Below are 23,857 nucleotides of genomic sequence, written 5' to 3'. Positions count from 1 at the left end.
GAAATTAATCCCAATAATTAAACATAACATCCCCTAATGTCTCACTTTTAAAATAGGCTGCATAGTTCCATTCCACATCAGATAAGCTATGCAGCACCCTATCTTGTGTAAGCAAACTGTTTAACACTTCAGCCTCTAGGCATTTGCGCATTGGGAAGTATTTATGTAGGTTGGGTTTTGTTAAAAATCGAAAAGTCAGTTCTTTATCGCTCATGGCAAATGCCACATACGGCATGAGTCGATGATGAAGAATTGTCAATTGCTCATTGTCTAGCTGGATGTCTGCCTGCATATAAACAAAATGAGGATCATCCATAAATTGCAAAACTTTCGAACGTTGTTCACTCGTTACAAGATGATAGACCATAGATTGAAATGACCGCATATCCTGTTCAATCAAATGCTCTGCGTCAAAGCCTGAAATTCCTTTTGTTAAACGCAACTAATCACCCCTTTTATATCTTTCTATCTATGTCTTTCGCTATCATGCTGGCATAGTCCTGCAGTCATTTATTAATTGTTCGTTCTATTTGATAGTCAATTTGCAAAAATGGCATTCCAAAAATGCGTATCGTATGAACGGCTGTTAAATTTCTATCATTTGTTGCCGTAATAATGAAATGCTCATGCAATGGTAGCTTAAACATATAATCTTTGAATGCTAAATAGATTCCGGCATCCCCTTCATGGGCACTCGTTAAATGCAATTGACCATGTTCTTCATATAAATATAAAACCCCTATCATTGTAGAAAAAGGTAGCGGTAGCGCAATATTCATATACGTAGTTTGAGCTGTAGTATGCTTGGCATAAATCGCTACAAAGGTCGTTTGCTGACCAATTTTACGTATCCATGCCCTTGGTGCATGACGCCCATCTTGTTCGGCATCTACTTTGGCAATGATACCTGTCATCTCGATTTGTTTACTAGTGAAGGGCAAATTCAGTTGTTGCATCCAACGACTTATGCCCTGATATAGGAACGCAAAAGGTTTAAACCATGTACGCCATTGCACAGATGCCAGCAATCGATAAGCATTTGTTTGCTCATAGAAATGGGAAATGGCCGATGGTAGCTTTGTTGTATTTGTAAAATCACTTAGTGCATCAACTAAGCCAGGATGTGCATCTCCTGACCCATGTAATTTCCCTCGAATTCGACTAATTGGAAATGTGAATTTGTGATGTGTAGTTTTTGGAACTTCTATTGCCCAAGCTACCACGCCAATCCCCCCAAAAATGAGAGAATTCATCAATCCATGAAATTTCAACATTTCAGGTATCCCCAGCTCCCATAAAATTACCTAATGCGTAAAGTAAGACCATAAAATCGTTATACGCTTTGCCAAGGAACATCAATTGTCTATTGGGGATACATTAATGGCTGGTACATATGATGTACCCCTTCAACAAGCAGTACCGATTGGTGAAGTACAAGTTATTGGTATCGCTCCTAATCATTATTTTAATATTGATTTTTATGTAGATTGGTCATCTTTCGTAGTAGCTTTAGATTCACCTGTTATAACTGACATTATGTTAGAAGCAACGGATTCGGAGCAGGCTTTAGCGGAGCTTGCATATTTAGAGGAACGATGGCCAGCTCTAAAATTTACCGATAAAGCAACAATTATTGAACAGTCCAAAGAAATGACCTTCCAGCGTTGGAGCCTATTTGTAGGTGTATTTGTCATACTAATCGCCGCTACTTGCCTAGGCGCTTTACAAACACTACTTCACTCGATTTACGCAAAACGTGGCGATTACGCGATCCAACGACTAATTGGTCTTTCACCAAATGGATTGATGAAACTCATTTTGACGCAAGTATTGTCATTTGTTCTTTACGGACTGACTGTTGGCACTCTCCTTGGTATTCTTCTAACAAGAATGCTTGGCTTTATTGACGAGGGCTCACCAATGGTTTATGATTCCTTCACGTTAGGCATCACTAGTCTCGTCTTTTTAGTCGCAACACTCGTAGTGTTCACATTACAAGGTTACTGGATTAGTCGTAAAAAATTAGCAAACGAAATTGTAGATATGTAAGTAGAAAAGTTTCATTAGACCCTCTTTAACGAGGGTCTTTTTTAGTTATCGAATATGTTTTCAAATTTATCGCTACATTTTCTATATTTATCACTCAACTTTTATTATTTATCACCCAACTTCTGCGATTTATCGTCTATCATGCGCCTACAAATAACACAGCCTGTCCAATGGCAATAAAAAAGGCTTCATGCTGAATTGGACTAGCTTCTTCAATCTGAAGCGTAATATCGAAATGGGTATCCCGAAAAATTGCTTGCCAGCGGGCGATTGGTTGTTCATTTAGTGAAAAGACTGACCAGTCCTCCATCTCTTTATTAAGTGTTATTTTTTGCTCACCGTCGGTAATGATTAAATCCGGAATCATAATTTGCCAGCCATCATAGGCAATCATGTAGTCCTTTCCAGTTACTAGATCCTTTCCTCGAAAATGTACACGTCCACGACGAGACATTTTTTTACATGTAAAAAGAGGCTGTCCATCGACTGAACTTGCATCAAAACGCACAAAATATCGGTAATCCATCGTACGATCAAATGCTTTTTTTAGAACATTAGAGTAAATCCGTTGAACAGTGGACGATACAGCACCCGCTTCATTTAAAATCTGTATAGCCTCTAAAGATTCAATTGCTGTAGGTTGTTTGTATGTAAAAGTTTTCAATACTTTCGCTCCTTCAAAAACACTTGCTTCTAGTTATAGTTACCTCTTTTAAACTAACACAAAATAAACGCCAAATACAATTCGCCCCTACGAAAGATTATTGGGATATCCTTAGTAGCAGTTGTATTTGACGCTATATTATGCCGATTTAATGATTAACATGCGATGGCACTTCGACTGTAAATGGTTGGAATTTAACCTCTTTCAGAGTTGTTTTATCAAATGGAATTTTCGTTTCTTCCCCATTCGGTTGAACTTGCATACCAGATCCATCTGTTGGGAGCATTAAATAAGGTGTAATAATTAATTTTGAAACATCTGCTGAAATTGGGTCAAAGGTGTTATTACCACCGAAGACCCATACACCGTCATAGAATTGCCCTGCTGTGCCTCCTGAATGTGAGGGTATTTCCTTACCAGATTGATCCGTTATACGGAATTCAATATTAGAAGCCCCTATTTGAGGATTTTCAATATTTCCAGTTTCAGACGCCTCAAATGAAAGTCCTACACCAGAAGGACTTAATGATACTCTTGAAACATTAAGCTGAATCCCTTCCGCTTGCTGTTGATGATTCACTGGTAGATGTACGATATCGACAATCTTTTTAATAGGTGTTGAGAACTCCCATTTCTCGCCCTCTTGGCCTTCTAAAGTTAAGCCCAATTCAAAAGAACTTGGCATATTGTCCGTGACATTATAAGTTGTAATACCTGTACGAACTGTCGGGCTTAAATTCTCTTCACCATAGCTTCCCGATCCGCTAAGAAATTTTCCATTCATCTTCAAATCCATGCCTGCACCGAAGTACTCATTGCTTAATTCTTTGTCCGATTCAATTTTAAAACCAACAGTAATATTTGTGTCATCATAAAGTACTTCATCGACAGTAACAGAAATACCATTGATTGTTTGCTTTTCTCCAACCGTTTTTGTTAATCCTTGTTCACTAGCCTGTTTTAGCCCAAGCAAGCCAGAGTCACCAAACACGGACCCCACTATCGGCAGTTGTGCCAAAGTGCTAGCAAATGTTGGCGATACATATGCTGAGCCTATCATAATCCCACACGCTGCTACCGCACTAGCCACATATACTAATGGCTTTCGTTTACTTTTTCGTGTTATTTGTAATGGTGCATTGTTCATATTTGCTTGCTCCTCTGCTTGTTGAATACCTTTTGCAATAGCTTTTCGTACCTCGTCTCTCGGGAATTCTGGAAGGCTACTATTGTGATTAAATGACTTTTTCATTGTACGTTGCACTCCTTTCTAATTCTCGTTTTAAATGTTTCTTTCCACGATGTAAATACGTTTTGATTGTGCTCGAAGGCTTATCCATCAATTGTGAAATTTGTTTAATGGGTAAATCATGATAATAATATAAAATAAGTGCCATTTGATGGTCGTGGCTCAACTGCTGTAAGGCTTCCGATAGATCAATGGGGTTCTCGATTTCATTGGGCTGATGATTTACCCGCTTTAATAGTTCACTTTCTTCATAAGGAACGATTCTTTGCCCTTTTTTCAGCAAACGATAACACTCATGTATTAATATACGAAACAACCATGTCGAAAAAAATTCTGGATGCTTTAGCTGTTTAACAGTTAAATAAGCCTTACATGCTGTTTCTTGAATAGCATCTAGTGCATCCTCTTTTTGCCCTACATAAGAAAGTGCTGTATAGTATAACTTTTCTTCCTCTAAACGAAGGAGCTGTTCAAAAGCTTCCTTGTTTCCTGCAATCGCTTGATGCACGATAGATAAATCATGTTCCATGCTGTGTTCCCCCCCTCCTTTCAATACTTAGAGTCTTTAACCCAAGCAAAAGGTTTCACTTTGCATTTTTTCTTTTTGCCATATCGTTGTGAAACAGAAAAGTAGACTACTGCTTTAACAGTAGCCTACTAAATTTCACTTTACCTCGCATTAACGGTCAGAACGCTCACCCTAGATGAAAGATGACAACAGGTAGGTGGCGCGATCCACTGACCGTAAAAGCCGATTGGTTCGGGGCAACAGATGTTTTATGTGCGAAAGCGAAGCGGCAGCAACAGGATGTTTTATGTGCGAAAGCGAAGCGGCAGCAACAGGATGTTTTATGTGCGAAAGCGAAGCGGCAGCGACAGGATGTTGGTCACACAAGCTTTTTCACAGGATGTGAAGGTTTTAGCTTTTGTTCCTCTATTTATTGTGGGGGATGAAGTAAACCCCACTGATTGAAGTTTCACTTTATTTATCTAATTTAAAGGTAACATCGCCAAGGCCCATTTCTGAATTTACCTCTAGCACAACATCTGCATTGTCATATGCCTCATTTACATAAATGCCTTTCCCTTTTGAAATAAAGCCTTCTATATTCGAAGACCCTATTCCTTTTTCAGTTGTAAGCTTTACGCCTACTTTTGATGGTAATATGACCGTTGTTTGGCCAACACCCGTTTCAATGTTCGTTTCAAAGCTTTTTTTCCAATCTCCACCCAAATTTACAGTAAGTTCGCCTACACCTGTTTCAATATCTAATTTTTCAAGATTCAATCCCTGTAAATTAAGATTTGCCATTGATGCACCTGTTTCAACGGAAAGATTCATTGGAATATCGTCATTAAGCTCTATATTCCATTCATTTTTTATATTCGAAATACCAAGTTTAGTGGAGCCTTTATGTTCAATCGTCACTTCTCCAGTTTGCCCATGCAGTTCGTAGCTCACTTTTGGTGCCAATTTTTTATTGTTAAACTGTGCATTCCCCTCTACCCATTCCTTCGCTCCTTTTGAAACCGTTATTTCCCCTATGCCAAGATTTAATTCCACATCTAATTCCTCTGCTTTGTCCTTTTCTACTAAAATTGTTTCATCTTTGATTTTACTTGGGATGACTGAGTAACACCCCGATAGTACAAGCAATGATGTACTCATAACCAAACCAATACCAATAAATTTCTTCAAATTAATTCCCTCCAAATATATAATCTTCCAATAAATCCATTTTATCGAAATATCAAATTAATTAAAACGACCCTCCGCTTTAATTTCATCTAAGACCTCAGACGTAGTAAGTGCATGTTTTAGATTTAATCTTTATATTCATCCTTTCATTGATATGCAATCATACAAAAAAACTGAACCCCCAACGATTGGCGTTCAGTGATAGTTGCTGTTTTCAATTATCAGGATAAGTGAAAATGTTTGACGGTTCATAAAGCTTGAAGACATTCCCTTCATGATCAGCAGCTTGAACGGTAATTTCCAAATCATTCGCTTCTGTCTCATAAGGTACTACCACTAATTGTGCACGATTAGCATCAATTGCTACCTCAATACACTCTGTATTAATCTGTATCATCAGTTTCTCATAAGCATGTTCGACAAGTAGTGGAATAATAATCCGCCGAATATCAGGTACATGAATGGATTGTATATTATGCTGTGTGCTAAGATCAGCGTGCTCTAATTTAAAGCCTTTACCATCATGTTGAAATATAGCAATACCTCGAATGTCACCGGTTGTAAAATAACTCATTCGGTATTGATGGATAGTGATTGTGTCGTTTAAAAGAATATCGTCAGCGTTTCCTATTGGTAATACACCAGACTGCATTGTCTTAATTATGTCGGCTTCATTCTTTACGTAAAAATGATAACCGATTCGTTCAGACATATTGCCTAAAATTGCAATAATGATGATACCACACAGCAATATACGCCACAACCACTTCTTCGTCAAAGCATATAGTGCGAAGACAAATAACACAACTGGAATACCTATTATCCCTACAATCATCCATGGTTGCATAAGCACTGAAAAATCTTTTACCTTTCCAGATTTTTCAGGATAAAGATCTGAATCTACCACAGTAGCTGTATGTAATTGAAAGATGTTGTCAATGTCATGTTGAAAAAGAAGCATATTTAGTCCTAATAGCAAACACGCTGATAATAATACAGTTAGTAGGATAGGTGTTAAGGGAGGTTTTCTTTTTTGTTGAATATTTTGAAAGACCTTCGCTCGATTTTCATCTGAAAATTTGCCCGTTTTATAGATATTATTGATAGCATTACGAATCTGATCCATATTCAAATCCCTCCTCCTGAAGTGTTACACCAATCATTTGACGTGCTCGTCTTAACCTTGTTTTAACCGTGTTTTCTGGCATCTTTAACGTTTCTGAAACTTCCTTTAACGATAACTCCGCAAAGTGGTATAGAAGTAATACATCCTTGTACTTCGTTGGAAGCTTTTCAATAGCCAAAACCAACATGACATCAGACTCGCTTGCAATCACTTTATGAACTGGATCAACAGCATGGCCGATTAATTTGTGCCAGTAATCAATTACTTGCAGCTTTTTATATCGCCAACTTGCCAGATAGCTATGGCAGTTATTTATCGCTATTCGATACAAATATGTTTTTACGGATGATTGTTCACGAAATTGCTCCATTTTTTCATAGTACTTTACGAATGTATCTTGCACCATATCTTCGGCTATGGCCCAGTCTTGCACATATGTGTAACAAACACGCACTAAATAATCTCCATAAAGTGCCATTGCGTTTGATAAGCAAGCATCCTTGTGCTCTTTCATCAATTTGCTCGCCTCCTTATTAATTCCCTCGGCGTAATACTGATTCAGTCGACATCCACAGCCAACTGAATAAACTGCTTGTGCTTTCTTCTTCGACTAAAACCCTTTTACCAAAATCAAACCAATGACAAAGCATTTGTAGTTAGACCAATAAACAATAAAAAAGTTTCATGAAAAAATAAACATTTTCCCATGAAACTTAAATTGTTGAACGAATATACTATTATTCACGATTTTTCATTACACATAAGGTATTTCATTTCCCTCTAACAAAGCCTTTAAATTGGCGAGCGATGCCTCATAACCGCCCATGTTAAAAGCCACTGTTGTGCCATCCATTTCCTCTACCAAAGAAATGGCTATTAGGGTTTCTGGTATTTCTAAGTAAAGTGAAAACTCCTGATGAAAATTTACATTTTTTATCGTTAAGGTCATCGGTAATTTTTCAGTCAATTGATTATGAACATTCGGCATTAACGTAAAAATAATCTGTTCACCTGCTTCTAAACGAGGGATTTCCCATGTTGAACCTGGTGTATACCACTTCGTTAGCTGCTGGGCATCCGTGATAGCGTGCCAAACCGTTTCAAGACTTGCATCAATCCAAATTGAACTGTTATCTTCTTGGTACTCCATCATTGATTCCTCCGTTAGCGAGAATACACGCTGTTTCAGATTAATGGTCATGTACATTTATATTATAAGCATATTCTGACAAAAACCCAATAACATCCTAAATTGCACCTAAAACAAAATGTGCTTGTTATTAATTTTTGTAGCTCTGTATAAATTCAGCGCCCCTAGTGCTACAGCGATTGCAACAATATCCAGTGCCAGCTGATAGCTATGTGATACATTGACCATGAAACCATAAAAAGTTGGTGCAATAACAATAAAAATTTGATTTAAAGTTAAAGCAGCACTTACTGTTAAGCCTACGTAACTGGGGTTGGATTGCTCAGTTACACAAGCTATAAACAATGAATACCAGCCAATTACGACGAAGCCTAAGAAGAAACAAAATAAGAGCATCACCATCTCCAGTTGCATGACAAATGGCAACATTATGGTAAAAATAACTGTCAAAATCATTACAACGAACAATAATTTTTCCCTATCGTGCTCAAAGAATTGATCACTCACCCATGCAATGACTACTCTTCCTATCATACCGCCAATTAATACTAAGCTTAAATACATACCTGCATCAGTTAATGAATAACCACCTTCTTGATGCAAATAACTCATGAAATGAGCAATGAGGATCATTTGTAATGACATCATTGTGATGCCTACTATATATATTGGGTACAATCCTTTATTATTTTTGATGGATGTCATTTTCTCTTTAAATGACACTGTTTTAGATTCGATAGCCTTGCTACGCTGTGGTTCTTGATACGCTAATAAGAAAAGTACGCCTCCTGCTATGGCAACAATGCCTTGTACAAGATGTACTGACGACAACTCAAAATGATGATACGTATAAGTGAGGATGACCGAGGCTAAAGCCCCTCCTATTGGAATTCCCGTCTGTCGGATGCCCATAGCAAGCCCTCGATGTTTGTCTGGAAACCATTTTACGATGGCCGTACTTCCACCAGTTTGCGCGCTTCCATACCAGATTCCTACGACTAATAATAAAAATAACAACATTGAATAATTATTTACCATCATAAGTGTTAATGCCGAGATCCCTAATAGAATAGACCCCCAACCGATAATTTGTTTTTCTCCTCTTTTATCCATTAGATGACCAAACACTAGCATGGAAAACAGCGGTCCAATATTCACAGCTGAAACGATAAATCCACTTTGTAATGAAGTTAAATTCCATTCAATTTGATAAAATGTGGCGATTGGTCCCATCCCATAAGTAACAAAAGTTGCTGCTGTTTGAGAAAGTGTAGCTACCAATACGATTAACCATCTATAATAAGTATTCATCCAAGCTCCTCCAGTATCTATCCACTACACCGATTTATTTGTTCGGTATAATTTAAGTTAACTAGAGTTTACGCTGGCTACGACAAAGCGTAAAATGGAGGAAAATGATAGGACCCATAGAAAATTTTAATAGGGTGTGTGACATACTAAATGAACATCGAAGAAATTGCATTAAAAATCGAATTATTACAACGTCAAAATTTAAGTAAATCCGCTGAAATCACTAATTATACGCAATCTGCCCTTACATCTAAAGTGAAAAAAATGGAGGCAGAAATCGGCCAAGCTGTTTTTAAACGTACACCCCAAGGCTTAAAAATTACTGACGTTGGCATGCAATATAAAAACTTTTTACAGCTTATTACGCAGGAGTATGAAGACTTTTTACAAACCATTAGTTTAGAGGAATTGACAACAAAAGTGAACTGTGGAACATCCCATACAACTATCAAGATTTACGGTGCGTCCATCGTCCATGCCTTGAATATGAATAACATTCCATTGGATGTTGATTTCACTGTTGAATCTAGTAATTCTTTAAATGAAAAAGTACATAATGCAGAAATGAATTGTGCACTCACTAGTAAGCCGATTAAAATCTATCCTGATCTTAACTATGACAATATAGCTACTGAAACGTTCGAAGTGATTTCAAACGACAAACATATTATTAATTTTGATGAGCGTCCAATGATTACGCTGCTTGTATTGAGTAAAGGCTGTATGTATACGCGTACAATCGTCGAATGGCTAAAAAATAACCAAATTCCTTATAACATGAAAGAAATAAAATCCGTTAGTAGTATTCTAGATTTTCTGCAAATAGACAATTCCCTTGCTGTGTTAAATACAAAGCTAATTGACCTTTATAATTATTCAAATATACATTCTTACAGATTGCAACAGTTAGAAAATGTCATTAACACCGTTTTCATTTACAAAAAGAACGAAAGTGATGATCCAACTATTTTGCAACTAAAAAAGGTCATTGAATCGATTCTTGAACCCACTAGAGAAGTACGATGATCGATGATCGAATAGTTGCTATGGAAGACATAACGACAAAGGAAAAGTGTGTTTTGAAAGAAAAACAATCAAAACACACTTTTGTTAGATTGGATTATATAAACAACTTTTCACTTACATTGTTTGGGGATTGCTATTCTAACAACGCCAAAAATTAGATGAAAAAAACCAACGGTGTTGTATGCATGCCGTTGGTAACTGCTATTAACCACATCGTCATTTTCTTTACGACTTTGAAGATTTTTTTCATAGAATTCTCCTTTCAACTTATAACGAAAGGATAAACGATAAAAATAAATTTCTAATTAATTTTTCTGTATTTGAAGAAATCGTACTCACAAGTATACGTAATTTAAGCCCATGATCAGAAAAAGCCGACACCAAAATCGTGGCAGCTTACTTGATGTTCCTGAATCATTGGGGTTCACTAGGAATCAAATTACTTTGATGCTAGATAAACTTCTGCTTACTAGAGGTCTTACCTGATTTATTTTATATAGGGCCATCTTAGTAATCATAGATTTCGACATAGTAACTTTTTCTCCGCCATACACTTAGTGCGAGGCCCTTTCAATCATTAGACGAGTTCCAAATGTAAGAAGTTTGCAAATAAAAACAACCACTCATCAATTTTTGATAAATGATTGTTCTTTTGCACTTATGCGCGTTCTATAAGCTGTTGAATTTGATTTAATATTAACAATTTTTCTATGTTCTATTTTTTAAATTCAGCCACTCTACTCAGCCATTCGCTAATATGAGCATTTAGCAAATCAGCTTGCTCAATTTGCAAGTTATGACCGGCCCGATCTAGCACCGCAAATGTCGCACGTGGAAATTTGTCTAGAATGGCAAAAGCATCTTTATATCCAACGATTGAATCTTGTTTTCCTAGCAAAAATACACAAGGTTTATCGAACACCAATTCATCGATGCTAAAAGAAAAACCATAATGTTTCTGAACCTTATCTAAAAATTGATGATTGGCTACTTTACAGCCTGCTAACACTTCATGCAAGTAGCGATTCCAGTTATATTCATCAAGCACTACTTGATTTGAAGTGAAATCATCTCGTTCCTCTTTTGTTAGTTTAGTCAAAAATTCATCATCAGAAAATATATTTGTATGCTTAGGAAGTGTCCTATGTTGTTTTTCTGGAATAATCATAGGACAAATAAATGCAGCACCCATCACTTGATCTTTCTGTTGCTTGATGACACCTCTTGTGATGTAACCACCATAAGATTCCCCCACCATTAAATAAGGTTGATTTGGAATGATAGCGTTTATGAAATCTACAACTGCTTCTAACATTTCATCGGAATTACTTATTTGTTCATAGTCCTTTGTTTGACCCATTCCTGGAAGATCGATATAGATTCGTCTCCACCCAGCTTGCTCTACAAAAATAGGCTCCATACAGCCTTTCATTAGTCGATGGTCTGGAGAAAAACCATGAAGTATAATTATTGGGATCCCTACACCTATGTCCTCATAGTAAATATTTGCTTTATTAACGTTACAATATGGCATATTCATTACCTCCAGCTTGGATTTATAGCTATGACACGCTTTGTTGAATAAAAGTTCAGCCTAAAAAACTAATTCAAGCCTATTTTGTAAATCACAATTCCACACTCTCTAGCAGCAATTTCTGTTGTAAGTTACTATATATCCCTTGTTTTTGCATCAGCTGTTGATGGTTGCCTTGTTCCGCAATTTCACCCTGCTGAATGACGAGAATTTGATCAGCATTCTCGATTGTTTTCAAACGGTGTGCGATGACAAAACTTGTGCGTCCTTGCATTAAATGCAGGAGCCCTTTTTGTATATCGACTTCCGTTTGTGTATCAACACTAGATGTGGCCTCATCTAAAATTAAAATATCCGCATTTTCTAAAATTGCGCGTGCAATGGCCAGTAACTGACGTTGGCCCTGACTTAAATTTGCTCCGCCTGCTTGTACAAGTGTATCGTATTGCGCTGGCAAATACTTAATAAAGTTATGGGCATTGGCAATTTTCGCGGCTTCTTCCACCTCTGCATCTGTAGCATCTAGCTTGCCAAAACGAATATTTTCACGAATTGTCCCTGAAAATAAATACGTATCCTGCAAAACAACACCAACTCTTTGACGAATTGTCGCCATTTTGTAATCCTCTATATTATGGCCATCGATTAAAATTTCACCTGTATCCACATCGTAAAAACGAGTGAGTAAATTAATAATCGTCGTTTTTCCTGAACCCGTCGGTCCGACAAGTGCAATTGTGTCTCCAGCCTTTGCTTGGAAGCTTAAGTTTTTTAGTACTTGCTTATCAGCCGTATAGCTAAATGACACCTGATTAAATGTCACATCACCTATTAATCGCTCACAGTCGAGTGCATTCTTTTTGTCAGCCACTTCTGACGGTTCATCTACTATTTCAAAAACACGTTCCGCTCCGGCAATGGCTGACTGAAGTGTATTCAATAAATTCGATAGCTGATTGAGTGGACGGAAAAATTGCCGTGTGTACGTAACAAATGCGGCGATAATGCCGACAGAAACAAGTCCTTTCACTGCCAAAAATGCACCTGTCCCTATTACAACAGCCAATCCTAAATTATTCATAAAGTTATTGATTGGACCAAGCAAACCTGATGTAATCTCCGCACGCTGAGCTGAACTGCGTAGTTGCTCGTTTTGTTGATGGAATGATTCAATTGTCTGCTGTTCTCTGCCAAAAAGTGTGACAACCTCTGCTCCTGTAATCATTTCCTCAATATACCCGTTGAGATTCCCTAAATCACGCTGACGTGCCGCATAGTTTTTTCCACTTCGTTTGACAATTTGTTTCGTTGTATAAACGATTAGCGGAATAATAATAAGGGTCACAATCGCTAGCTGCCAACTAAGTGAGAACATTGCTATGCTGACACCAATAACGGTTAAAATCGAAGATACAATTTGTGTGACACTTTGTGCCAGTGCTGTATTTAAATTATCAATATCATTGGTTACACGGCTCATTAAATCACCGAGTGCACGCTGATCGAAAAATTTCAGTGTACATGATTGAAGTTTTTTAAAGAGCTCTAGTCGTAATGTACGTATCGTTTTCATAGCCACATGGATCATGACATACGTTTGTAACCATGTAAAAATAGACGCTACAGTAAAAATAACTGCGAGCACAATACCTAGACGAATTGTGCCTTCAATGTCTTTTTTCATGATATATTCATCAACGATATGACCGATAAGATAGGGGCCAGCTAAGCTTAATATCGTGGAGGCAATGACAAAAAATATCGAAAAAAACAGCCCTACTTTTTGCTGCTTCACATATTGCCAAACACGTAAAATCGTTGCTTGTTGATTGGCTGCTTTTTCAACTGGACCACCTGTACGTGGTCCACGTCCAAAATTCATTTGCTTTGGTTGACTTTGACTCATTGTTGTTCACCAACCTTTTGTTGCGAAGCGTAAATCGCTTGATAGTGTTTATTTTCCTGTAATAATTGTTGGTGTGTGCCTTGACCGACAATTTCGCCATCCTCCAACACTAAAATGAGATCCGCCTGTTGAATGGAGGTAATCTTAGACGCAACAATAAATGTTGTTGTATCTTGGTAATTGTCGTTAATCGCCTGTTGTACATGCTTTTCAGAAGCACTATCGAGGGCAGATGTTGTATCATCTAATACTAAAATGGATGGCTGTCGTACGAACGCACGCGTCAACGCTAATCGTTGTTTTTGCCCTCCAGATAAATTCGTCGCTCCTTGTGAAAGTTGGTGAGCCATGCCTTTTTCAAGTTTGTCCACAAACTCGGACGCACAAGCAGCATTGAGTGCTAACTGTAAGTCATCTGGCGTCGCTTGCTCTTTACCTAGACGTATGTTTTTTTCAATTGCTCCTGAAAAGAGCACTGCTTTTTGAGAGGTAAAACCTATATGTTCACGTAAAGCGGTCAACGCATAATTTTTTAACGGTTGGCCATCTACTAATATTTGCCCACCAGTAGGGTCAAAAAGCCGTGGAAGTAGTTTTACTAAGGTTGATTTACCGCTCCCCGTTTTACCGATTATACCTACCATTTGCCCAGCCTTCACAGAAAACGTGATGTTTTTCAGTACATCCTCTGCTGTTTCATAATAACGATAGCTTACATTTTCGAAAGCAATTTCCCCATGAATATGTGTATTCAGTGCTAGTTCCACTTCCTTAACCGCTACCTCTTTATTCAACACATCCACAATGCGCTCGCCAGATGGAAGTGCACGTGCAATTTGCATAAGCACCATACTCGATGACATGAGTCCATTTAAGATGATTGTCAAATAGTTAATAAAAGCCAGAATGACACCTACTTGCAATGTGCCCGCTTCGACTTTTATAGCCCCAAGCCAAAGTGCTGCTACAATTCCCAAGTTAACGACGAACATCGTAAGCGGCACAAGTACACCAACAATTTGTTCCGCTGTAATAAAGCGCTTTGTAAGCGTATCATTCAGCACGCCGAACTGCGCAACCTGTTGCTGCTCACGACGAAACGCCTTGACCACGCGTATCCCCGCTAAATTCTCTTGAAGTTTTGTATTGACACCGTCAATGGCCTCTTGTACCTTACGATATAACACGCCTGAATATTTTGTAAAAAAATACATGGCAACGATTAAAATAGGCACAATCACAAGTAAGATTGAAAAAAGCTCGCGTGCTGTCACGAAAACGATAACAATCGCACCTATAAACAATAACGGTCCCCGCACAAAAATACGCAACGTCATCATAAATGCACGCTGCACGCTTTCCACATCACTCGTTAAAATCGTAATAAGTTTACCAGTCGAAAACGCATCCCGTTCTTTCGCTGAATAGGTCATCATCTTTTCATATAGCTTCTCTCGTACATCCGATGCAAAGTTAATGGCTGCCTTTGAGCTATAGTAAGAACAACCAATCCCCCCAACAAGCCCTAGTACAGCACTCATAATCATCCAAACGAACATCTTTAGTACGTACGGATTGTCGCCATTCGCAATACCTGTATCAATCATATGTTGCATGATTGTCGGCTGAATTAAATCCATTGTCACTTCAAGCACCATTAATAGTGGTGCAATGAGCGTAAAAAATTTATAAGGCGCCAAAAACTGCCCTAATTGTTTAACTGCTTGCATATATTCGTCTCCGTTCCTTATGTATCCATTCGGTGTTAATTATAACTGAAAATCATTCCCATTTGCGAAAGTTTTTTCGTGACACGTAATATATAAGAATACCTAATAAATTTTTTAGGCGAGCAGTAAGTTATTTGCTTATGGGAAATGATACTGGGCTGAGCGTTTCTTTGGCTAACCCGAGCGTTTCCTCGGCTGACCCGAGCGTTTCTTTGCCTAACCCGAGCGTTTCTTGGCCTAACCCGAGCGTTTCTTTACCTAACCCGAGCGTTTCTTTACCTAACCCGAGCGTTTCTTGGCCTAACCCGAGCGTTTCTTGGCCTAACCCGAGCGTTTCTTGGCCTAACCCGAGCGTTTCTTGGCCTAACCCGAGCGTTTACACGGCTAATCTGAGCCTTTCTATTATTCATCTAGCTAAGCTGAAGTCATGAAAAAACCACGCAAGCTGTTGCCTGCGTGGTAGCCTTTTACAAATCATCAAAGCCATTATCTTCTACATTGACCTTCACATATTGGCGTGAACGTTGCTCAAAGAAATCAGTTTTACCTAAATCAACATCCTCATAAGCCTTGATCCATTTCAATGGATTTTTGCGATAACCCTCGAATGGACGCTCCACGCCTAGCTGATTGCAACGTACATTGGCATAGAAATGAACATAGTCATGGACATCATCCACGTCAAGACCTTCAATCTTATCACCAATTACTTCATTGGCCCAATCGATTTCAAGTTGCACCGCCTCGCGGAAAATAGCTTGCACACGCGCTGCTCTTTCTGGCGTATCATATGCAGGATATTCTTCTAATAATTCCTGATAAATTTTCACGAAAAGATCAACGTGAAGCTGTTCATCACGGTTAATATAATTAATCATCGTCGATGAAGCGACCATTTTTTGATTGCGTGCTAAATGATAGAAGAATGCAAAGCCTGAGTAGAAGAAGAGTCCTTCTAAAATCACATCATAGACAATTGCTTCAAGCATATTTTCAACGGTTGCTTCCTCAGAAAAGGCTTGGTAGCCCTTAATGACAAAATCATTGCGGCGTTCCAGTACGGGCTCTGTGCGCCAAAAGTCGAATGTGCGATCCTGTTCATCTTTATTTACGATACTTGAAAGCACATATGAATAGGAATGATTATGAATAACCTCCTGTTGCGCTAAAATAATCATCAGGGCATTCAGACTTGAATCCGTTAAATAATCTGCTACTTTGCCTGCAAAATCTGTTTGCACACTGTCTAAAAGAGCAAGTAAACCGATAATTTTCAGAAATGACTCCTGCTCATCCACAGACAACGCAGGAAATTGTTTCACATCATTACTCATATTGATTTCAAATGGTGTCCAAAAGTTGCCCAGCATTTTTTTATATTTTGGGTACGCCCAATTAAAGCGTACGTCATCCCAGTTTAAAATGTTTGAAGAACGCCCGTTAACAATCGCTGTCGAACGGTTTGGCGCCTCTTTATCCATAATTTGTCGTTTAGTAATTGTTGTCATCTATTATTCCTCCTAGCTTGCACAAGACTCACATTCTAGCAACTCTACAGATGTCGAGCGCACATAATAAGTAGTTTTCACGCCACTTGCCCAAGCATTTAAATGCAATGCGAGTAAATCTTTCGCTTTAATGGTATTTTGAACATATAAATTAAGAGAAATCCCTTGGTCAATATGACGCGCTCGCGCAGCATTTTGCTTAATTGTCCAATTTTGGTCAATAAAATAAGCAGACTTGTAATACCAAGTTGTTACTGGCGTTAAATCTGGTACGGTTACAGGGATTTTGTAGTCTTTTTTCTCCTCTGAGTAACTCTTTTGGAAAATAGGATCAATGGTTGCGGTACTACCAGCTAATATTGATGTCGATGAATTAGGTGCAACCGCCATCACATAGCCATTACGCATACCAGTCGTTGCCACATCTGCACGTAATGCTTGCCACTTGTCACTACTATAACCACGTTTCTCAAAGTACGCCCCCGTTTGCCAGTCCGAGCCTTCAAACAATGGATATGCTCCTTTTTCACGTGCCAATTCATTGGATGCACGTATCGTTAAATAGGCAATTTGTTCATAAAGCTTGTCTGCATAATCGACTGCCTTGTCTGATTCCCATTGAATTTCCTTCAAAGCAAGTAAATGATGCCAGCCAAATGTACCGAGCCCAATTCCACGATAACGTGCATTTGTACGCTCTGCTTGTTTAACTGGAATCGTATTTAATGCGATGACATTATCGAGCATACGGACTTGAATTGGAATCAAACGTTCTAATACTTCAGCCGGTACAGCCTTGCCTAAATTCACAGAAGATAAATTGCACACCACGAAATCCCCAGGCTTTCGACGTGTAACGATGACATCATCCTCTAATGTAATCGACTCAAATTCAGTAGCAGACATATTTTGGAATATCTCCGTACACAGATTCGAACTATAAATCATCCCTTCATGCTTATTTGGGTTCATACGATTCACTTCATCACGGTAAAACATAAACGGCACACCTGTTTCCAACTGCGAACGCATAATACGTTTCATAATATCGATTGCTTGCACAACTTCACGGCTCAGTAGCGGATTCGCTATACATGCCGCATATTTCTCTCGGAACGAGCCATCGCCCTTCTTCTCATCATAAAAATCTTCTAAGGAGAAGCCCATTACTTCACGTACTTCATGTGGGTCAAATAAATGCCAATCCTCTCGTGCCTCAACCGCTTCCATAAATAAATCTGGTAAACAAAGCCCCGTGAAAATATCATGTGCTCGCAGTCGCTCATCTCCGTTATTCAAGCGCAAATCTAAAAACGTAAAGACATCCTTATGCCAAACATCTAAATACACCGCAATTGCTCCTTGTCGTTGTCCTAACTGATCTACCGACACAGCTGTATTATTGAGCTGTTTAATCCAAGGCAACACGCCACTTGAAGCACCTTTAAATCCTTTAATGGATGAGCCACGACTACGGATTTTACCCATATAGACGCCAATACCTCCACCATACTTCGATAATGTTGCGACATCTGTATTCGTATCATAAATACTTTGCAAGCTATCATCTACCGTATCGATAAAGCAACTAGAAAGTTGACCATGTGTTTTCCCGGCGTTGGATAAAGTAGGCGTTGCAACGGTCATATATAAATTACTCATTGCCCAATAGGCTTCACGAACCTTATCTAAGCGATTTTCAGTTTCATCTTGCATGAGCGTCATCGCGATGACCATCCATCGCTCCTGCGGTAGCTCCACTGGTGTTTTCGTATAATCACGTACGACATAGCGATCCATTAATGTCTTTAACCCGATGTACGTAAACAACTCATCTCGGCTTTGTTGTAAATAGGACGCTAGTTCAATTAGCTCCTGCTCACTATACTTCGTTGTTAAACATTGGTGATAAAGTCCAGCTTCTGTATATCTTGCGAGCTGTGCTGGAAATACCTGATAGACATCTTCCACAGCAACGCCGCGACGCATGGCAAATTGATCGTATAATTTCTCCAAATATATTTGCGCAGCAACAAATGTCCAGAAGGGCTCTTCTTCGTCAATAAGACTAAGCGTTTGTAAAATCATCGCATCCGCCCATGCTTCAAACGTGGCACTTTCGTTTTTGCGTAGCCATCGATCCGATAACCTTACAAAACTTTCTAGTTCATCCTCCGAATAATTAAACTTTAACTTAGCTATTTGCTGTTCGATTTGAATTGTCATTTATACATTCTCTCCCTTTCACCTTCAGCCAACACAAAAAGCGATCCTACAACATGTATCTGTTGCGGGATCGCTGTAAAATCGGAAATGGAAATGAAGGACATGTACACATCAAAGTGGACAAATCTCTCGCCTCCACTTCTCAATCCCCGAAGAATGTGTTGCTGTCTTGAACAAATCGGCAGGTCTCCTGGCTCATGCTTCCTCCAAATGATTGCCTTCCCATCAGTTACAGTGGCATTTTAATCATTTGTCAGCACTTACAGTTGCGGGGACAGCTTCGGCTTAAGATTGCTCTATTTCCGAATTCCCTTTTAAACCAATATGGTACCGTTCGTCCAAATACTATATATAGTGTTTTAACTCCTAAACAAATCTAACATATTGTGTTTCTTGTTGCAATAGGCGTTTTGAATCTTGCATTTAATAAATCTATATTTTTGCTGGAAGCAAGCCCTATTACCAAGCAGTTCTACGCAGTTTTTCAAAATTTCTAGTGAAATTTTTTTGTGCAAGTTGCTCTTTTTCAGGATGTACACCGAGTAAAATAACGGCACATGGACCTGCAGTTTTCTCAACATCTAACGAACTTTGCACCCGCTGATCTCCAAAAAGTCGGGTGAATTCTACTTGTAGACCCTTTGACCCTACTGGCCAAACTTGCTGCACAATTTCATCGCGCCAAGCATTAAAAATGGGCTGAAGTTGCGCAACATCGTCAGGCTGAGCAAGCACTTCATTTCCAACAAGTGGCAGGCCGTATGTGTACCAAATAAGCTTGTCACGCTCATACAGCGTACGACTTTGTTGCGCGCCTAGCATTGTCAAAGATAAAGCTGATTGTAAAGTTGGCATATTGGATTCTGAGCTACCGCCTATCTGTGGGCAAACAAGACCAATTTCATCAAATACCTGCTGAATGCCAGAGACATAGCGAGACCAAGCAGCATCCCCTGAAAAATTAGCAAGTATTATATGCACAGGTATCGCATTCGCCGCAAGCTGTTCTAAAAAAGTAACACGAGCTGTTAAGTATGCGGTTAGATGATCTGACGTAGCCACAACATCTTGTGATTTCTCGCCAATCGCCGCGGCATTATCGGTTGTGGCAATCAAATCACCAACTTTTACTGCATTTCTCAATGCGCTCGCCCTTCTTTACGTACAAACACTTTTGAAAGAATCGGCATTACAACAGCGACGATTACTAAGTTAATAACGGTTGCCATGAAAATACTTACTAATGTTCCCCAATAAAATGCAGGGCTAATGATAAAGTAAAACGGCAGAGGTGCAACAACACCGTTTAAAACAAGCGCTACTGGCCATTTCCAGAAATGTAGGCCTTTTTTATGCATAACACCGAATACCCAAACTACAATAAACATTTCGACTGCGATAATAATATGCAGAGGTCCAAGTGGAAAACCAGATGTTAATGCTGTTATAAAATGTCCTATTAAACCCGCCGCACCTGCTAAGACAGGTGATAAAAACACAACACTTAAAAATGCAGGTGCTGAGTCGAGTGCCGCCGTCGATACAAACGATGGGATTTTAATGACTGCCCCAACTGCACAAATAGCCGCAACCATCGCAGTTAACGACAAGCTCATTAATTTTTGTCGATCCATTCCATTTCCTCTTTTCTTTTCATGTTTTGATATGCTTACAGGTAAATCCGCAAAGACTGTACAATGCATACCCAGTGACACAACACTTCCTAAATCATTTGATCTGTTCAGCGATGCCGTACCAAATACGAACGACTCGTTCAGCTTCAGTAAATAACGCCTGGTACAAACGTCCGCATGTGTCACGTAATAATCGTGCCTGTTTTTCCATCGGCACAACGCCACGCCCCATATCGGTCACAATTATAAACAATGCGCAATTTTCTTCAAGGGCCTTTAGTCGTGTCAAAAGTTGAGCGACAATCATGTCATCTGCCTCAAGATTTTGTGTCACAAGCCATTTTTCTAAGTTTTTTATAACGACTACATCACAACTCGGTGCATAATCAGGGAAAACTCCATCCACAACAGCAACCTTTTGTCCTTCAAGCTCACGCATTACATAGTCGGTTTTTCCGTTATAGGCACCTCCGATAAAGACATGCATCTCGCCCCCTCCTTCCATGCATCTTGCGCAAACCTTAAAGTAAACATTTTGTCGTGTGGCACATTATACGTCCAAAAGGGTTTTTCTATTGGCGCAAATGCCACTAGTAAAGCTCGAATCACCCCACCGTGCACGACAAGAACCGTTTCCTCCACCTCTTTTGGCAACGCTTTGAAGCCTTCAATGACACGTGCACAAAATATGTCAAAGCCTTCCCCGTTTGGCGGCGTAGTTTGAATTGGATCATCTAGCCATGCACAATAACGACTATCCGACTTTAATTCATCGTAGGTTTTTCCTTCAAAGTCTCCAAAATTAGACTCTCGAAATCGTACATCCGCACTATAGCTTGCTTGTGGAAAATAGCGTGCAGCCGTTTCTCTACAACGCAGTAAATCACTACCATACACTTTTTCTACAGCTGTATCTACAGTTGGAAGCACTGAAGGATCTGCCAAGGACGAATCTGTCCAGCCAATATAGCGCTTCTCTAGATTTTCCCTTGTCGGCGCATGTCGCATTAAGCGCACAGTAACAACGTCACCCATAGCACGACCTCCATTCCTTCAATTGATGCCCCCAACAAATCACCCGATACGCCGCCGAAATTGCGCAAGGTAAACTGTCGAAACACCACAAACGCAATGGCCAATACAGCAACAAGTATAAGCGGGACAAGTGAAAAGCCTGTCACATAGAATATCCCACTAAGCGCAATTGCTAGCGTTACAAACATTAAGCAAGTTAACACCCCATGCTTAATACGCGTTTTGAAAAAGTACGCAAGCCCTTTTTCCTTTGAACAGTTCAGAGACATAAAGTAAAAGCTCATACCTACCCTTGTCAATAATGGAATAAAAACGAGCATCCAAAGCGATAGCTTTTCTTGCAAAAATAGTTCATGGAGCACAACGATTTTCCCGAGTATTAAAAACAGAATCGATAGGACACCAAACGCCCCAACACGTGGATCATCCAAAATTTCAAGCCGCTTCTCACGATCTCGATACGAAAAATAAGCATCCCCCATATCAATAAAACCGTCTAAATGTAATCCTCCAGTAAATAACGCGAATAATCCGACAATGACAAAGGCGAGTAACACATCACTACTTGCCGTCCACTGCGTTAAACTATAAATAGTTGCTGCCACCACGGTTCCCATGAGCGCCCCTATCCATGGTAAACAGGCAAACATGCCTGTAATTGTCACTTTTGACAATGGAATTTCTTTATGTACAGGCAAAACTGTAAAAAATTGAAATGCGAGCAGTATGCTGTGCCATATATTTTTCATCGCCTTGCCTTCTTTCTTTTTTGATTCAAATAACGTTTGCTTTCATTAAAAAGCCACTTTATCATTTCCATTTCTTTACGATACCATAATTAATTTCATATGCCTCATTTGCGACAGAAACGAACCATTGATGTAATTTCCCGAGCATTTGTCGATACAATTCGACCTCCTCACTGGTATACGGAGGCTCATCAAATAGTTCATTGGACACGACAAAAAGCGTCACCCTTTTGTCAAGTAACGTCAATACTGCCTTCTTCAAGGATTGTAGCTTTTTTTCTAAACAACCAGGCTTTTCCACACACATTCTCCCCGAGTCAAAGCCCTCATAAAATGCATTTGTCAGCCATGTCGTTACACAGTCCCAAAGTACCACATCTCCATCACACAGCCCGTCGAAAGCTTCCACTATCTGATAAGGTGCTTCTATAGTGTGCCATACAGTATCTTGAGCTTGTCGGTCTACCTGATGCCGCAAAATACGTTTCTCCATTTCGCTATCCATCGCTACACCAGATGCAATATATATGAGCCGTCTAGCCATTAACGACTCGTTTTGATAGTGACGAATTGCAGCTTTTTCAGCAAAATGTGACTTACCACTGCGTACTCCACCTGTTATGAACATAAGTGGCATGGAATCGCCTCCCTATCGTAAATGTTTCGTACTGCCAATATCCTTTACCACCCATTGCCGATCAAGTCGTTCAATAATTGTCACACTTGTCCCCTCAATAATAGGTGCTGACCAAAGCTGATTCATGCCGCGTTCTAGTATTACATTGATGATGCACTTAATTGTTACACCATGCGACACAATTAAAATATTATCATGTGGATACTTTTCTGCAATATTTTTAAGTGTGTACATCGCACGTTCCGTTACCGCACCAAAACTTTCAGTATGGGTTGCAATGAATTGTGCAGGATAGTCAGTATACAGCTCATAGTCGAAACGATTTGTTACGAGGATATCTTCTATCGTTTTCCCTTGCCACTTCCCTAAAAAAATCTCCCGTAGATCATCCTCAAAATAACGATCGAGTTCTCTATTTGTTATTAAAAACTGCAATGTTTCTTTGGCACGACCACTTGAGCTACTATAAGCGGCAGCAAATTGAATGTCCTTTAATTGTTCCCCTAGCTTTTTAGCATGTTGAATGCCCTGTTCTGATAAGGGGGAATCAAGCCATCCTTGTAATCGTTGTTCCTTATTCCATACTGTCTCACCATGTCTAACTAGAAAAAAAGTTGTCATTTT

Annotated in this window: 25 protein-coding genes and 1 riboswitch; of the genes, 3 read left to right on the top strand and 22 right to left on the bottom strand. The window is 39.2% G+C overall.

The genetic code is table 11. From position 1 onward, the window contains the following. Window positions 1-4: 4 nt before the first annotated feature. On the bottom strand, window positions 5-442 hold the full coding sequence (locus ACQKII_RS04100) for a hypothetical protein (protein ID WP_427456583.1): 438 nt from the start codon (window positions 440-442) through the stop codon (window positions 5-7). A gap of 64 nt (window positions 443-506) precedes the next feature. Beyond that, the gene (locus ACQKII_RS04095) at window positions 507-1,274 is read right to left on the bottom strand and encodes a hypothetical protein (protein WP_427456581.1); all 768 of its coding nucleotides are present in this window, start codon (window positions 1,272-1,274) and stop codon (window positions 507-509) included. 106 nt (window positions 1,275-1,380) lie between these two features. On the opposite strand from ACQKII_RS04095, the gene ACQKII_RS04090 reads away from it, so the two are divergent. Then, window positions 1,381-2,049, top strand: coding sequence for an ABC transporter permease (locus ACQKII_RS04090; protein WP_427456579.1), 669 nt, complete (start codon window positions 1,381-1,383; stop codon window positions 2,047-2,049). A gap of 139 nt (window positions 2,050-2,188) precedes the next feature. Here ACQKII_RS04090 and ACQKII_RS04085 read toward each other — a convergent pair whose 3' ends face one another. From ACQKII_RS04085 to ACQKII_RS04075, 3 genes are all read right to left on the bottom strand, one after another. Continuing rightward, the gene (locus ACQKII_RS04085) at window positions 2,189-2,713 is read right to left on the bottom strand and encodes a tubby C-terminal domain-like protein (protein ID WP_427456577.1); all 525 of its coding nucleotides are present in this window, start codon (window positions 2,711-2,713) and stop codon (window positions 2,189-2,191) included. A gap of 148 nt (window positions 2,714-2,861) precedes the next feature. Beyond that, complete coding sequence (locus ACQKII_RS04080; protein ID WP_427456575.1) at window positions 2,862-3,965, bottom strand: DUF4179 domain-containing protein; 1,104 nt, start codon at window positions 3,963-3,965, stop codon at window positions 2,862-2,864. Beyond that, the gene (locus ACQKII_RS04075; RefSeq protein ID WP_427456573.1) at window positions 3,949-4,491 is read right to left on the bottom strand and encodes a sigma-70 family RNA polymerase sigma factor; all 543 of its coding nucleotides are present in this window, start codon (window positions 4,489-4,491) and stop codon (window positions 3,949-3,951) included. Before ACQKII_RS04075 ends, ACQKII_RS04080 begins: the two co-directional genes overlap by 17 nt. 182 nt (window positions 4,492-4,673) lie before the next feature. Here ACQKII_RS04075 and ACQKII_RS04070 point away from each other — a divergent pair, with 182 nt between their 5' ends. Beyond that, a complete protein-coding gene (locus tag ACQKII_RS04070; RefSeq protein WP_427456571.1) occupies window positions 4,674-4,916 on the top strand; it encodes a hypothetical protein in 243 nt (80 codons plus the stop codon). Between the two features lie 28 nt (window positions 4,917-4,944). Here the strand turns inward: ACQKII_RS04070 and ACQKII_RS04065 are convergent, their stop codons facing one another. The 5 genes from ACQKII_RS04065 to ACQKII_RS04045 all read right to left on the bottom strand — a co-directional run bounded on the left by ACQKII_RS04065 (window position 4,945) and on the right by ACQKII_RS04045 (window position 9,248). Further along, complete coding sequence (locus ACQKII_RS04065; RefSeq protein ID WP_427456569.1) at window positions 4,945-5,661, bottom strand: toast rack family protein; 717 nt, start codon at window positions 5,659-5,661, stop codon at window positions 4,945-4,947. A gap of 214 nt (window positions 5,662-5,875) precedes the next feature. Further along, window positions 5,876-6,787 carry a hypothetical protein gene (locus ACQKII_RS04060; RefSeq protein WP_427456567.1) on the bottom strand — a complete coding sequence of 304 codons (912 nt, stop codon included), beginning with the start codon at window positions 6,785-6,787 and terminating at the stop codon, window positions 5,876-5,878. After that, window positions 6,771-7,301 (bottom strand): sigma-70 family RNA polymerase sigma factor, encoded by a 531-nt coding sequence (locus tag ACQKII_RS04055; protein WP_427456763.1) that lies wholly within the window; start codon window positions 7,299-7,301, stop codon window positions 6,771-6,773. Before ACQKII_RS04055 ends, ACQKII_RS04060 begins: the two co-directional genes overlap by 17 nt. Window positions 7,302-7,541: 240 nt before the next feature. After that, window positions 7,542-7,940 (bottom strand): SRPBCC domain-containing protein, encoded by a 399-nt coding sequence (locus tag ACQKII_RS04050; protein WP_427456565.1) that lies wholly within the window; start codon window positions 7,938-7,940, stop codon window positions 7,542-7,544. A 105-nt stretch (window positions 7,941-8,045) separates the two neighbouring features. Further along, the gene (locus tag ACQKII_RS04045) at window positions 8,046-9,248 is read right to left on the bottom strand and encodes an MFS transporter (protein ID WP_427456563.1); all 1,203 of its coding nucleotides are present in this window, start codon (window positions 9,246-9,248) and stop codon (window positions 8,046-8,048) included. Between the two features lie 150 nt (window positions 9,249-9,398). On the opposite strand from ACQKII_RS04045, the gene ACQKII_RS04040 reads away from it, so the two are divergent. Continuing rightward, window positions 9,399-10,274 carry a LysR family transcriptional regulator gene (locus ACQKII_RS04040; RefSeq protein WP_427456561.1) on the top strand — a complete coding sequence of 292 codons (876 nt, stop codon included), beginning with the start codon at window positions 9,399-9,401 and terminating at the stop codon, window positions 10,272-10,274. A gap of 715 nt (window positions 10,275-10,989) precedes the next feature. Here the strand turns inward: ACQKII_RS04040 and ACQKII_RS04035 are convergent. From ACQKII_RS04035 to ACQKII_RS03980, 12 genes are all read right to left on the bottom strand, one after another. Next, window positions 10,990-11,808: an alpha/beta fold hydrolase gene (locus tag ACQKII_RS04035; RefSeq protein ID WP_427456761.1), complete on the bottom strand. Its 819-nt coding sequence runs from the start codon at window positions 11,806-11,808 to the stop codon at window positions 10,990-10,992. A 91-nt stretch (window positions 11,809-11,899) separates the two neighbouring features. After that, on the bottom strand, window positions 11,900-13,714 hold the full coding sequence (locus ACQKII_RS04030) for an ABC transporter ATP-binding protein (protein ID WP_427456559.1): 1,815 nt from the start codon (window positions 13,712-13,714) through the stop codon (window positions 11,900-11,902). Next, window positions 13,711-15,444 carry an ABC transporter ATP-binding protein gene (locus ACQKII_RS04025; RefSeq protein ID WP_427456557.1) on the bottom strand — a complete coding sequence of 578 codons (1,734 nt, stop codon included), beginning with the start codon at window positions 15,442-15,444 and terminating at the stop codon, window positions 13,711-13,713. Before ACQKII_RS04025 ends, ACQKII_RS04030 begins: the two co-directional genes overlap by 4 nt. Before the next feature lie 467 nt (window positions 15,445-15,911). After that, a complete protein-coding gene (locus ACQKII_RS04020) occupies window positions 15,912-16,952 on the bottom strand; it encodes a ribonucleotide-diphosphate reductase subunit beta (RefSeq protein WP_427456555.1) in 1,041 nt (346 codons plus the stop codon). Window positions 16,953-16,964: 12 nt separating this feature from the next. Next, window positions 16,965-19,178: a ribonucleoside-diphosphate reductase subunit alpha gene (locus ACQKII_RS04015; RefSeq protein WP_427456553.1), complete on the bottom strand. Its 2,214-nt coding sequence runs from the start codon at window positions 19,176-19,178 to the stop codon at window positions 16,965-16,967. A gap of 162 nt (window positions 19,179-19,340) precedes the next feature. After that, window positions 19,341-19,528, bottom strand: a riboswitch (cobalamin riboswitch). Between the two features lie 109 nt (window positions 19,529-19,637). Further along, window positions 19,638-20,321 (bottom strand): hypothetical protein, encoded by a 684-nt coding sequence (locus ACQKII_RS04010; RefSeq protein ID WP_427456551.1) that lies wholly within the window; start codon window positions 20,319-20,321, stop codon window positions 19,638-19,640. Further along, window positions 20,318-20,812, bottom strand: a complete 495-nt coding sequence (locus ACQKII_RS04005; protein ID WP_427456549.1) for an ECF transporter S component — start codon at window positions 20,810-20,812, stop codon at window positions 20,318-20,320. Before ACQKII_RS04005 ends, ACQKII_RS04010 begins: the two co-directional genes overlap by 4 nt. Before the next feature lie 94 nt (window positions 20,813-20,906). Beyond that, window positions 20,907-21,299, bottom strand: coding sequence for a bifunctional adenosylcobinamide kinase/adenosylcobinamide-phosphate guanylyltransferase (locus ACQKII_RS04000; protein ID WP_427456547.1), 393 nt, complete (start codon window positions 21,297-21,299; stop codon window positions 20,907-20,909). After that, window positions 21,251-21,847 (bottom strand): histidine phosphatase family protein, encoded by a 597-nt coding sequence (locus tag ACQKII_RS03995; protein WP_427456545.1) that lies wholly within the window; start codon window positions 21,845-21,847, stop codon window positions 21,251-21,253. The genes ACQKII_RS04000 and ACQKII_RS03995 overlap by 49 nt, the downstream gene beginning before the upstream one ends. After that, on the bottom strand, window positions 21,820-22,596 hold the full coding sequence (gene cobS, locus ACQKII_RS03990) for an adenosylcobinamide-GDP ribazoletransferase (RefSeq protein WP_427456543.1): 777 nt from the start codon (window positions 22,594-22,596) through the stop codon (window positions 21,820-21,822). Before cobS ends, ACQKII_RS03995 begins: the two co-directional genes overlap by 28 nt. Window positions 22,597-22,657: 61 nt before the next feature. After that, a complete protein-coding gene (locus tag ACQKII_RS03985; protein WP_427456541.1) occupies window positions 22,658-23,233 on the bottom strand; it encodes a bifunctional adenosylcobinamide kinase/adenosylcobinamide-phosphate guanylyltransferase in 576 nt (191 codons plus the stop codon). A 12-nt stretch (window positions 23,234-23,245) separates the two neighbouring features. Continuing rightward, a complete protein-coding gene (locus ACQKII_RS03980) occupies window positions 23,246-23,854 on the bottom strand; it encodes a histidine phosphatase family protein (protein WP_427456539.1) in 609 nt (202 codons plus the stop codon). Window positions 23,855-23,857 lie beyond the last annotated feature (3 nt).

It is taken from the genome of Lysinibacillus sp. NPDC048646 (assembly GCF_050272295.1).
In the GTDB taxonomy this organism is placed as follows: domain Bacteria; phylum Bacillota; class Bacilli; order Bacillales_A; family Planococcaceae; genus Lysinibacillus.
This window is presented reverse-complemented; position numbering and strand designations above follow the sequence as displayed.